The following is a 12,047-nucleotide window of genomic DNA, read 5'->3' on the forward strand; positions in this document are numbered from 1 at the left end:
GGGCGGCTTCGGCGCCCGGCCCGCCCCCAAATATCTTATTATCCCTCCTCCCCACGGCCCCTCGGGCCGTGGGGAGGGAAATCCAGAGGGGTGGGACCATCCGCGACCCCCCGCTGCATATCCTCATAAAGCGCGAAAGAAGCATTACCCTGAAGACCGGTGTTCAAGCGCCCTTCCACAAACCGAGCGGCAAGGAGAGAGAATAAAATACGTTTACGGGCTGGCGCCCTCGGCGTCCGGCCCAACCCTACTCCAAAAACGGGAGCGGAGCCAATGAGCTGGGGCCGCTATCGCGAAATGCTTCTGGAACAGCTTCAGCGCGCCTTCGAGGCGAACCGGGAAACGATCCAGGCCGCTGCCCGCCTGATCGCGGATACAGTCGCCGCGGATCAGATCATCCACGTGTTCGGCAGCGGTCACTCCCAGCTGGTGGCCTTGGATCTCGTAGGGCGTGCGGGAGGATTCGCTAATGTGAACCCGTTGTTTGATCCGCTCTTTGGGCGGGCCGAGCGCTTGGAGGGATTCGCTGCTGCTCTGTTGACCGCTCATGCCTTCCACCCCGGCGACGTCCTGATCGTGATCTCGCACTCCGGCCGCAATCCGGCCCCCATTGAGGTCGCGTTGCACGGCAAGCGACATGGCCTTCCGGTGATCGCTGTGACCGCCGTGGCGTTCAGCCGCTCGCTACCTTCCCGCCATTCGTCCGGCAAACGCCTCTTTGAGCTGGCCGATGTGATCCTCGACACGATGGGAGCCCCTGGGGACGCGGTGATTTCTTTAGAGCCCGATCTTTACGTGGGACCCACCTCGACAGCCATCGGCGCCGCGCTCCTTCAAGCGGTGATCGCCGAGGCTGCCGCCCAGCTCTTGGACCGCGGCATTCGCCCGCCCCTCTTCCGTTCCGGAAACCTGGAAGGGGCGGATGCTTATAATCAGGAGTTGCGCGCTCGTTACCGAGGGCGGGTTCTTTCTTTGATCTGAGAGTGCTCTGTTCCAAAAAGTAACAAGGAGACGAAGGCTCCCACCAAACAAACATTCGAATTCCTGGTCTCAATTTGCCAGATTCCTGTCGGGCAGCGATGACGCGAGGGCTCTTACGCCAAATGGACCGTCGGGTGCGATTGGCTGGGATCGGGCTGCTTCTGATGTTGGCCTTTGGTCTCCGGCTCCACCACTTGAGTGGACCTTCCCTCTGGAACGATGAGGGCTTAAGTCTTTATCGGGCCCGCGCATCATGGGGCGAAGCCCTCCGTGGATCCATCGTTCTGCGAGGAATCCGTCCTATTGAGACGATCGACAACCATCCTCCGCTATACTTTGCCCTCCTGAAAGCCTGGATCACCCTGGCTGGGGATAGCGAGTTCGCTCTCCGCTTCCCATCCGTATACGCTTCCATCCTTTTGATTCCATTCGCCTGGATCACTTGGAGGCGCCTGGCGGAAACCACTGCCGCTCAGATCGCAGTCATCCTACTGTCTATCTCCCCTCTTTATCTCTGGTATGGCCAAGAAGCCCGAATGTATACGCTGCTGGCCCTGGAAGGCGCCGTCCTTCTCTTCTTCTTGCTTCGTACCTGTGAAGATGGGCGTTTGCGAGCCCCAGCCGGGATTGCCATCGCTGGAACCATGCTTGCCATGCTGTTAACACACTACACAGCCATTCTGTTGTTCCTCTCACTGATGCTCTGGGCGCTCTTGCAACCTCAGCGTAACTTGCGCCGCATGGCGTTTCTGGCCCTCCTCGTTCTCGCCACATCCCTGCCTCTTCTCCCATTTTTTTATCAACGGCTGCTGAGCGGGCCAGAGCGGGATTACCGTTTCGTCCCCTTGTCGGGCATCCTGATCGACGTGTTGCGCGCCTCCGGCTTTGGGGCCTTCTTCCCTTACGATCAACCCCTATTGCTCCCCGCTCAATGGGCATGGGTGGGGGCGATGGCCATCGGAGCGTGGCGCCTCATTCGGCACAGGCCATCCGCTGGGCTATTGCTCTCGATCTCCTTTGCGGGTCCTTTGGTTTTCCTCTATGGGCTCTCCCATCTAAAACCCTTATATCAGAACATTCGGCATCTTTTCCTGCTCACGCCCATCTTATATATCCTGGCCTCAGCCGGGCTTGCCACCTTGATCCGGCGTCACCTCCCGTTCGGAATCCTGGTGAGCGCGTTGGTATTCGCCGGCATGCTCCTCAGCGATTGGTTCTATTTCTCTCGACCTTATCCCCTCAAAGATGATTGGCGGGATGCGTTACGATGGGTGAGCGAAAGGGCAACCACGGGGGATCTGGTCATCCTTCAGGATCTGACGCTCACCCCCCTGGCGGACTACTATTATCGCGGTTCCGCCCCCCTTCTCTTAACCAGTCGGGAAAATGGCGAGCAAAAAGATCTAGTGCAGATCTTGAAAACTTATCCTCAGCCGCTTGAGCGCATCTGGCTGATCGTAGGCCTTTCCCAGGAAGATTTATCACGACCGGATCAGGCGTTGTTCAACTGGTTGAGCGCTCGGGGCCTTTATTTGACACAACAAGTTTTCCCAAGCCGTAATATATGGATCCGGGTGCTTGTCTACGAGCTATATGATTGGGATCGTCCACCATCCCCTCAAGCGATCCCGGTGGATCTTCAAATCCCGCCCTTCCTCCATCTTCGATGGCTGGATGGTCCGGAACACATCGGCTCCACCGCCCGGTGGTGGTTCTTCTGGAAGAGAGGAACAGCCTCCTCGCTGAACCTCTGGTTAAGGATCCAGCTGGTCGATGAAACAGGGACGATTTGGGCCGGGGAGAGTCAGCCGATCTGGCCATCTTACCCGCCGGATCGATGGCCCACGGATCAACTGGTGCGCTATCAGGTACGCCTGAGCCTGCCCCCCGGTCTCCCGCCAGGGATTTACCGATTGCGGGTGGAAGCTTTTGACCTCGATCAACGAATCCCAATCAACGGGGCGCCCGCTTGGGAATCGCCCCCGTTCCCTCTGGAAGGCCACACCCGCCCGGCTGCCCGCCCCGCCCCCCGCGCCCGATCCCACGCCGGGCTCAGCTTGCTGGACATCCAGCCGGAAGTCGATCCCCCGTATTTCCCTGGGCTCGGGCTGCCGATCCGCCTGCTCTGGGAGGCGGAGGCCACGCCCCCAGCCGCGCGTACTATGGCGCTGTTCTGGCAGCAAGGAGCAACCCGCCGGCTCCTGTTCCGAAGCGACCTCGGTCCCCCATTCTTCCCGTCTGCCCGATGGCAGGCGGGTCAGATCATCGCCCAGCGGATTATCCTTCCGCTTCCCCACGATCTCCGCGGCTATGGCCAGATCCGCCTAGTTCTCTACGACGCGGCGGGAAGGGAGCTCCCATGGGAGACCCTGTGGCCCTTCCACCGCACGAGCCGACCCGTGCTCACGCTTGCCCTCTCCCCGTGGCCGGTCCGCCGCAAGCCGATCCCACTGGCGGTTGAGGGGCGGGCATGCTTCGAGGATCAAATCTGCCTGGATCGCTATGAGATCGCCCCGGGACAGGCCGCCCCGGGCGAAACCGTGGAGGTCCGCCTGGCCTGGCACGTGCTTCGCCGTCCGGAGCGACCCGGGGTGGTGTTCGTGCATCTCGCGCGCCTTCCAGATCAACCGCCGCTGGCGACCGGTGATGCGCCTCCGCAGGGAGGTCGACGCCCTATCCTCACCTGGGAGCCGGGAGAATATGCGGAAGATGTGCACAAACTCGAGATCCCGAGCGATCTCCCGGCCGGCCGGTATCGGATTTTCGTCGGTTGGTATTCGGAGGAGGGACGCTGGCGGGCGACGGATCCTTCGGGCACGCGGTATCCGATGGATGCCGTGCCGCTGGGAGAGATCGAGGTTCGGCCATGAAGGAAAGAGGGGAAGCGCCAACGCGCTTCCCCTCCTCCGTTTTCCCGCGATGATGGGATTGAGCGGTGGTGAAAATCATGCCGGGACGGGCATGGGCGCGGGGCCCGGGCTGGGGGCAGGCGCACTCGGGTGCGGCGTGGCCGGCTGAGGCGCCGGGCCGGCTGTGCCAGGCGACTTCGGCTCTGGCGGCGTCCGACCTTCCATAATCGCCCGGAAGGTCTCGGCGTCCAGCGTCTCGATCTCCATCAGCTTCTGGGCCACGGCCTCCAGCTTGTCTCGGTGCTCCATAAGAATCCGCTTCGCCCGTTCGTAAGCTTCCATCACCAGGCGCCGTACCTCAGCGTCGATCTCCTGAGCGACGGCGTCGCTATAATCGCGCTGCTCCGCGATCTCCTTGCCCAGGAAGATCAACTCCTCCTTTTTGCCGAAGACCATCGGGCCCAGCTTCTCGCTCATCCCATAGCGAGTTACCATCGCCCGGGCTATCTCAGTGACCCGCTCCAGATCCTCCGCCGCCCCCGTGGTGATGTCGCCGAAGACGATTTCCTCCGCCGCCCGACCACCCAGCGCCATCGCCATATCGTCCAGGAACTTAGACCGGGTCCACAGCGTGCGATCCTCCTCGGGCAGGGCAAGGGTATAACCGCCAGCCATCCCTCGAGCGATGATCGTGACCTTGTGCACAGGGTCACAGTTTGGCAGATAGTAGGCGACCACCGCGTGACCGGCCTCATGGTAAGCGATAATGCGCTTCTCCCGCTCGGTGATGATCCGGCTCTTGCGCTCCGGGCCGGCGATGACCTTCTCGATGGCCTCCTCGAAGTCCTTCATGGAAATCTTCTTCTTGTTCTTACGCGCCGCCAAGATCGCGGCCTCATTCACCACGTTGGCGATGTCCGCCCCCACGAAACCGGGCGTGGCTCGAGCCAGTATGGAAACGTCCACATCGTCGTCCAGCGGCTTGCCCCGCAGATGGACCCGGAAGATTGCCTCCCGTCCCCTCACATCCGGACGGTCCAGGATCACCCGCCGATCAAAGCGCCCAGGGCGCAATAGGGCGGGGTCGAGGATGTCCGGACGGTTGGTCGCGGCCATGACGATCACATTGGTATCGGTATCGAAGCCGTCCATCTCCACCAGGATCTGGTTAAGGGTCTGCTCCCGCTCGTCATGGCTGCCTCCGATGCCCGCGCCGCGGTAACGGCCGACCGCGTCGATCTCATCGATGAACACGATGCACGGGCTGTGCCGCTTGGCCTGCTCGAAGAGATCCCGCACCCGGGCCGCGCCCACACCGACGAACATCTCCACGAACTCAGAGCCTGAGATCGAGAAGAAGGGCACGCCGGCCTCGCCGGAGACCGCCTTGGCCAGGAGCGTCTTGCCCGTGCCCGGCGGGCCAACCAGAAGGACACCCTTGGGGATGCGGGCGCCGAGGGCGATGAATTTCTCTGGCTCCTTCAGGAACTCCACCACTTCCTGAAGCTCCTGCTTGGCCTCATCGACACCGGCCACATCATCAAACGTCACCGTAGGGCGCTCGCCGGTGAACATACGGGCCCGGCTCTTGCTGAAATTGAAGGCCTGGTTGCCCGGGGCCTGCGCTTGGCGCAGGATGAAGTAGAAGAGGCCCACCACTAACAGGACCGGCAACCCATAGGTGAGGAAGGCGATCAGGATGCTTCCCCATTCATTGGGGCGCTCCGGGACATACTGGATGCTCCGCAGTTTGTCCTCCGGCACCCCCAGGGCCTTCATTTGATCGAGGAAGGTGGAGCCGCCCTCCTTCACGGTGGTCAGGGTCTTCCCGTTTTTGAGCTCCACCTGAACATAATCCCCGCTGACCACCACTTTCTTCACCTCGCCGGCCTCCAGACGGGCGGCGATGTCCGTGAGGGAGACCGACTCCCCTCGCCCCCCAGAGCCCCGACCCATGGCCAGGAACACGATCAACGTGATGGCGATGAGGAGCCAGATGAGCCCATTGCGCAACCGCGCCGAATTCACAAGCGACCTCCTGTCCTCCGAATTCCACTTCGATTATATCACGCAAATCATTAAATCTCCCCTTTCGGACTCGGCCCCCAAGCCTCTATATGATGAAACGCCCAGGCTGGGGGATCCAGAGGGCCAACGGATGAGAGGAGGAGCCCGCTATACTAAAGGGAAGACAACCCCGGTCGAGGGTGCTTGGAGGGCGTAAAAACCCACACTAAAATTGAAAGTGCCGGGGGCGGGAGTCGAACCCGCACGGCCTTGCGGCCACCTGATTTTGAGTCAGGCGCGTCTTCCAGTTCCGCCACCCCGGCACGCTTCGTGCATCCACAGGATCACTGCGCAAACCCAGCGCGGGGGTGAGGATAAAGCTCACTTTCGGGAATGGGGCCGCTCGCAAAGCTCCCCCACCCCCTAAACCCCTCGAGGACTCCGCGCCAGGGGTTGCCAAACAAAATTCTAAAGGGGCACTGAGTGACTGTCAAGCCATTCGCGCGCAGGATCCCTCTCAGCATCCGATTGTTGACCCTTGGGCTCTGGGTTTACGTGGGCGGGGCGGTTTTGCCCCCCTTCCTGATGGCCGGCGGGCTCGCCGATCCCGCATCGGTGCTTTATACTTTATACTCCTTCACGTGTCATCAGCTTCCCCAGCGTTCCTTCTTTCTGTTCGGGGAACAGCCGACTTACACCCTGGAAAATCTCCGGGAACGCGTGGGGTTGGAGCGGTTGCCGGATTATCCATGGCCGCGGGCTTTCAGGGGCGATCCTCGGATCGGGTGGAAGATCGCGCTCTGTCAACGCGATCTGGCGATCTACACCGCGATGGCCTTGACCGCCACCCTCATGCTCCTCCAAGGTCGCCCTTGGCGTCCGCTTCCCATCTGGGCCTTCCTGGCCTTCGGCCTGGCTCCGATCACCCTGGATGGAGGTTCGCAGTTCGTGTCCTATGCTCTGGCCCTCGTCAGCCCCTTCACCCCTCGGGAGAGCACGCCGCTCCTGCGGGTCCTCACCGGGGCCCTGTTCGGAAGCACATTCGCCTGGACGCTCTTCTCCCGCTTGTGGCTTCTGGAGTGGGCGGCATGGGAGGAGCGCTCCCACAGGGACTGAGCAGCGCTTGGCGCATGTCTTTCTAAGCACAGCCCACAGCATCCGAACCGCATGCGCTCGGGATGAAAGAGGAGGCTTGCGATGACGGTGGTAGCGATCACCGGGGCGTCCGGCTACATCGGTCAGCGTCTGATCCGGATCTTGGCGGAGGCGCCCGAGATCGAGCGTATCTTGGCCTTGGATATCCGCCCGCTCCCCTTCGCGCACGAGAAGGTCGTCTTCATCCGCCATGACGTCACCCATCCGATGGCCGATCTCTTTGTCACCCACAGGGTGCGCATGGGCGTACATCTGGCCTTCATCCTCAATCCCATTCACGACTGGAAATATGAACGCCAGGTGAACGTGGATGGCACGAAGAATTTCCTGGACGCATGCCACGCCGCCCGGGTCGAGGCGCTGCTGATCCCCAGCAGCGCCACGGTCTATGGGGCCCGGCCCGAGAACTTGCCCGCGATCCCGGAGACCGCGCCTTTGCGGGGGCGGCCCGGTTTCCCTTACGTGGAGGACAAGCTGATTCAGGAGGAACTGGTCGCCCGTTACGCCCAGGAGCATCCCGAGTGCCGCGTTTTGATTACCCGGGCCACCATCGTCACCGGACCGCATATGGACAACTTCATGGCCCGCTATTTCACGCGCCGTTCCGCGACTCATCGTCATCGATTTCACCCCGAAGGGTTCCATCGATGACCGGCCCCTTCCTGCTTCATCAACCCATGGCTCGTCGACCGGACCCAGAGGCCCGTTCCGCCGCCAGAGGGATCTCCACAGGCCAACGGGCACCCTGCGCGATCCAAAGGATCGCGCGGGGTGCCCCAAGTTCCCGGGGAACTCCCGGTAGGGCCTTTGCGGGCGGCCAACCCATAGTGCCTCAAGTTCCAGGCGGCATTGAGATCCCGATCGATCTCCCGCCCACACCTCCCGCCCCGAAACACGCGCACCGACCGGGGCGCCTTCGGCCCCACCCCTCCACACCGCGAGCCACGCCGGGTGGACGGGAAATCCGGCGGGGCCACGATGAGCGTCGCCCCATCCCATTGGGCTCTGTAGGCCAGGAGCCGAAGGAACATCCCCCATCCCGCATCGGCGATCGACCGGGAAAGCCGGCCCGGGACCATCCCCCGCCCGTTCAGCGCCTCCACCCCCCGCACCGGCTGGGGTTTCGCCCGCCCGGTGGGGACCGGAGGCAGGCAACCGCGGCGGAGGTTCCGGATCCGGCGGTGCCACCGGGCCAACCGCAACGAAGCCTGGGCGTGGTGGCGGGATCCCTTCGGCTGGCGGGAAAGCTGTCGCGAGAGACGGCGCAAACCTCGCAGGGCTTTCGCCAAGGGTTTGGGGGCCTCCATCCGCGTCCCGTCCGACAGCACCAAGAACGCGGACAGCCCCAGATCCACCCCCACCGGCTCCCCTTCCCGGGGGACGGGATCCGGGCGCTCCACCTCGCCCGGGAGGCGCACGAACCAGCGGTCGGCCTCCCGCGCGATGGTGGCCGAAAGGATCCGGGCCTTCCCCGCTTGAAGGGGGGAAAGAAGCTTCTCCGTCCGCTCCTGGGTGCGGATCCTCCCGATGCGGGGCAGCAGCACGTGGCGAGAGGACACCCAGATGGAACCAGTCAGGCGGGCCTTGTGGTCATCCAGGGATTTCTTCCGCTTGAAGCGGGGTCTGCCCGCTCGCCCCGCGCGCCAGTTCCGGAAGGCCCGCTCGAGGTCCCGGAAAGCCTCCTGGGGGGCGCACTGGGAGACCTCCACCCACCAGGGGGCGTTCTCCCGCTTCCACCGGTTCCACGCCTTGTGCAGCTCCTGGGCGGAGGGGACGCGTCTCCCCTGTTCCAGGGCTTCCCGGCAGCGGGCCAGGCCCCCGTGGGAGGCGAAGCGGGCCGCCCCCACGGACTGGGCGAGAGCGATGCGCTGCGCGACGTTGGGGGCGAGCTCCAAGCGAAAGGCCTGGTTCACCCGCATTCCATGACCTCCAGCGCCTTCCGGGCTCACCAACAGGCCGAGCGATGACCGTAGCGTCCCTCACATCGCAACAGATGTTAACAAAATTGGGGCAGTTGGCAACCCCTGGGTGGCGGACGGCACCAAGGTCACGGATTTCCGATATCAGTACGATGGCTACGGCGCCCTGGAAGCCTTCCTGGCAGCCCGCCGGCGCCCCTGAGAGGTCAGCAAGCCACGAGCGGGCAGAGGAATCGCCCTCTCATCTCGCCGGTCGCCGCCCGAAGGCGTAGGGGTGATCTTTCCATGGGGAATTTCGGTGAGGTATGGCCGTGAGATGGGGCCCCCATGTGTAGGGGCACCCACAAGGGGTGCCCCTACACATGGATGTCTATGGAGTCGGGTTGCCTACATCTACGAGACTGTTGGGTCATCCGAATGATTCTTCCCAAAAGAAGCGAGCTCGGAGGTCACCGAAATGAGCGTGTTCCGATCTACGGAAGAACTGTATACCGTTATGGGGGCTCTTTTTGATCGCTTGAGGAAGGATCCGGAGCTTACGGCCCGTCTTCTGGAAGGGAACCTAGTGGTCCGCTTCCGATGGCACGACCCGGAGGGAGAGGTCACCATCGACCTTCGCCGCGCCCCCATCACTTACACGTTCGGACCCTCGGACCTGCCCGCGGATGTGGAGATGATCCAGGCCGCGGACGTGGCCCACCGGTTCTGGCTGGGGGAGCTCCATGTGCCGAGGGCCATCGCCACCCGACAGGTGATCGCCAAGGGATCGGTGGCCAAGGCCCTCAAGTTGCTGCCGGCGATCCGCCCCGCCTTCGCTGTTTACCGGGAGGTCCTGAAGGAGCTGGGCCGTGAGGACCTCCTCCCTCCACCCAGGCCCGTCCCCCAACCTCTCGAAGCCCGCGCTTGGTGGCGCCGCCTCCGAGAGCGCCTGGGCCGCCTTCGCCCAGAGCCCCCGCCGCCCGCCTTAGACTTCGCTGCCTTGAACCGGCATTTCATCCCTCTGCTGGAGGGCGAGGCCCCACCGACCCTGCCCTCACCCGTTCCATCCCTCCTTCCCACGGATCTCCCCGACTTGAGGCGGGAGATGCTGCGCCGCATGTTACTCATCCGGGCCTTTGAGGAACACCTCAGCCGCGCCTTCGCCGAGGGCCACCTCCCCACGGAGGCCATTCATCTTTCCATCGGCCAGGAAGCCACCGCGGTAGGGGCCTGCTTCGCGCTCCGACCCACCGATACAATGGCCACCACCCACCGCGGCCACGGGCATATGATCGCCAAAGGGGCGGACCTGGATAGCATGATGGCGGAGATCTACGGCCGGGCCACGGGCCTGTGCAAGGGCAAAGGGGGTTCGATGCATGTGACCGATGCCCGGGTCGGCGCCCTGGGAGCCAACGGCATCGTCGGGGCTTCCGCGCTCATCGCCACCGGTGCGGCGCTCGCCAGCAAGCTTCGGGGCTCCCCCTCGGTCAGCCTGGCCTTTGTGGGGGATGGGGCTACCAATCAGGGGATGTTCCACGAGGCCGTGAATTTCGCCGCCGTTTTCAACCTGCCGGTGATTTTCATCGTGGAAAACAACCAGTACGCCGAATTCACCCCCCTGGCGAAGCACACCCGCGCGACGCGCCTGGCCGATCGCGCGCTCGCCTATGGGATCCCCGGCGTTCAGGTGGACGGGAACGACGTGTGGGCCGTCTATGAAGCCGTATCGGAGATGGTGGAACGCGCCCGCCGCGGCGAGGGGCCGGCCCTGATCGAATGCCTCACCTATCGCTGGTGTGGGCACGTCGAGGGGGAGAGCGCCCGCTATCGGCCGCCGGAGGAGGTGGCCCGCTGGCAGGCGCGCGACCCGATTCGCTTGTGGGCGGAGCGCCTGCAAGCCGAAGGGCTCCTTTCGGCCGCCGATGTGGCTTCCCTTCAGGAGGAAGCGGAAGCCCGCGTGGCCGAGGCCGCCCGGAAGGCGGAAGCGGCGCCCTTCCCATCCCCCACATCCCTCACCGAAGATGTCTTCGCGCCGGACCCCATCGCACTTTACCGACCCTCTCCCCCACCGCCTTCCACCCGGGAGGTCACGTACGCCCAGGCCCTGTGGGAGGCGCTGGCCGAGGAGATGGCGCGTGACCCCACGGTTTTCCTGATGGGGGAGGATGTCAGCCACGGAGGATACTTTGCCGTCACGGCCGGTCTGGCCGAGGAGTTCACGGGGCGCGTGCTGGACACCCCGATCAGCGAGTATGCCATCGTCGGCGCCGCGGTGGGGGCGGCGATGTGCGGCATGCGCCCTGTGGTCGAGATCCTTTTCTCGGACTTCCTGACCACTTGTATGGATCCTTTGGTGAATCAGGCGGCCAAATTGCGGTATATGTCCGGGGGACAATACGCCCTCCCGCTGGTGGTGCGCACTCCCGGAGGCGCTGGGCTGGGAATGGCGGCTCAGCACAGCCAAAGCCTCGAAGCGCTGTTCACGGGTATCCCGGGGCTTATCGTGATCGCGCCCTCCACCCCCTTCGACGCGAAGGGCCTCCTGAAAGCGGCGATCCGATCCAACAACCCCGTGCTTTTCTTCGAGAACAAACTGTTATATTTACAGACAGGCCAAATTCCCGAAGGGGATTACGTAGCGCCCATCGGGGTGGCGGACGTGAAGCGCCCGGGGCGGGATGTGACCGTGGTCGCGATCGGCAGCATGGTGCCCGTGGCCCTACGAGTGGCGGATGAGCTGGCCCAAGAGGGGATTGAGGCCGAAGTGATCGATCCGCGTACCTTGGTCCCGCTGGATCTGGCCACCATTTTGCGCTCGGTGATGAAAACCGGACGGCTCGTGACCGTTGAAGAGGGAGCCCTTAACCACGGCTTTGGGGCCGAGATCGCCGCCCGGGTTGCCGAGACCATCCCTCACCGATTAAAGGCTCCTGTGCGCCGAGTGGCCGCCTTGGACATCCCCATCCCTTACGCTCGCCCCTTGGAGCAGACGGCTGTTCCCAGCGAAGAAGCCATTCGAACCGCGATCCTTTCTCTCGTTCGGTGAGCGGGGTGCCCCTACATAGGCATCTTATTCCACAGCCACATCCCACGGATTGAGGAGTTATGCCGTTGGTTTTCCGTAGGGGTTGGGGGGCGGGCCGGGCGCTCGAGG

The 12,047-nt window shown here is 63.5% G+C and carries 7 protein-coding genes and 1 tRNA gene; 5 read left to right on the forward strand and 3 right to left on the reverse strand.

Translation table 11 applies throughout. The features are described 5' to 3' along the window. Positions 1 to 273: 273 nt before the first annotated feature. Together ACFMO5_RS07040 and ACFMO5_RS07045 are read left to right on the forward strand one after the other, a co-directional pair. Entirely contained in the window at positions 274 to 981 is a 708-nt protein-coding gene (locus ACFMO5_RS07040; RefSeq protein ID WP_376792049.1) for a sugar isomerase domain-containing protein, read from the forward strand. A gap of 122 nt (positions 982 to 1,103) precedes the next feature. After that, positions 1,104 to 3,851 carry a glycosyltransferase family 39 protein gene (locus ACFMO5_RS07045; protein ID WP_376792050.1) on the forward strand — a complete coding sequence of 916 codons (2,748 nt, stop codon included), beginning with the start codon at positions 1,104 to 1,106 and terminating at the stop codon, positions 3,849 to 3,851. Between the two features lie 75 nt (positions 3,852 to 3,926). On the opposite strand, the gene ftsH is transcribed toward ACFMO5_RS07045, so the two are convergent. Together ftsH and ACFMO5_RS07055 are read right to left on the reverse strand one after the other, a co-directional pair. Further along, positions 3,927 to 5,858 (reverse strand): ATP-dependent zinc metalloprotease FtsH, encoded by a 1,932-nt coding sequence (gene ftsH / locus ACFMO5_RS07050; protein ID WP_376792051.1) that lies wholly within the window; start codon positions 5,856 to 5,858, stop codon positions 3,927 to 3,929. A gap of 218 nt (positions 5,859 to 6,076) precedes the next feature. Next, a tRNA-Leu gene (locus ACFMO5_RS07055) sits at positions 6,077 to 6,160 on the reverse strand. A gap of 160 nt (positions 6,161 to 6,320) precedes the next feature. On the opposite strand from ACFMO5_RS07055, the gene ACFMO5_RS07060 reads away from it, so the two are divergent. Both ACFMO5_RS07060 and ACFMO5_RS07065 read left to right on the forward strand, forming a co-directional pair. Continuing rightward, positions 6,321 to 6,953, forward strand: a complete 633-nt coding sequence (locus ACFMO5_RS07060) for a DUF2085 domain-containing protein (RefSeq protein WP_376792052.1) — start codon at positions 6,321 to 6,323, stop codon at positions 6,951 to 6,953. 81 nt (positions 6,954 to 7,034) lie between these two features. Next, positions 7,035 to 7,643 (forward strand): NAD-dependent epimerase/dehydratase family protein, encoded by a 609-nt coding sequence (locus tag ACFMO5_RS07065; protein ID WP_376792053.1) that lies wholly within the window; start codon positions 7,035 to 7,037, stop codon positions 7,641 to 7,643. On the opposite strand, the gene ACFMO5_RS07070 is transcribed toward ACFMO5_RS07065, so the two are convergent. Continuing rightward, positions 7,619 to 8,911 (reverse strand): RNA-guided endonuclease InsQ/TnpB family protein, encoded by a 1,293-nt coding sequence (locus ACFMO5_RS07070; RefSeq protein ID WP_376792054.1) that lies wholly within the window; start codon positions 8,909 to 8,911, stop codon positions 7,619 to 7,621. The genes ACFMO5_RS07065 and ACFMO5_RS07070 overlap by 25 nt on opposite strands. Positions 8,912 to 9,368: 457 nt before the next feature. On the opposite strand from ACFMO5_RS07070, the gene ACFMO5_RS07075 reads away from it, so the two are divergent. After that, positions 9,369 to 11,939 (forward strand): pyruvate dehydrogenase complex E1 component subunit beta, encoded by a 2,571-nt coding sequence (locus ACFMO5_RS07075; RefSeq protein WP_376792055.1) that lies wholly within the window; start codon positions 9,369 to 9,371, stop codon positions 11,937 to 11,939. Positions 11,940 to 12,047 lie beyond the last annotated feature (108 nt).

Source organism: Thermoflexus sp. (genome assembly GCF_042408365.1).
Lineage (GTDB): Bacteria > Chloroflexota > Anaerolineae > Thermoflexales > Thermoflexaceae > Thermoflexus.

Excerpts from the sequence above, each read along its gene's own strand:
- ACFMO5_RS07040 (WP_376792049.1), top strand. The coding sequence starts at position 274 with ATGAGCTGGGGCCGCTATCGCGAAATGCTTCTGGAACAGCTTCAGCGC.
- ACFMO5_RS07065 (WP_376792053.1), top strand. The coding sequence starts at position 7,035 with ATGACGGTGGTAGCGATCACCGGGGCGTCCGGCTACATCGGTCAGCGT.
- ACFMO5_RS07075 (WP_376792055.1), top strand. The coding sequence starts at position 9,369 with ATGAGCGTGTTCCGATCTACGGAAGAACTGTATACCGTTATGGGGGCT.
- ACFMO5_RS07045 (WP_376792050.1), top strand. The coding sequence starts at position 1,104 with ATGGACCGTCGGGTGCGATTGGCTGGGATCGGGCTGCTTCTGATGTTG.
- ACFMO5_RS07070 (WP_376792054.1), bottom strand. The coding sequence starts at position 8,911 with ATGCGGGTGAACCAGGCCTTTCGCTTGGAGCTCGCCCCCAACGTCGCG.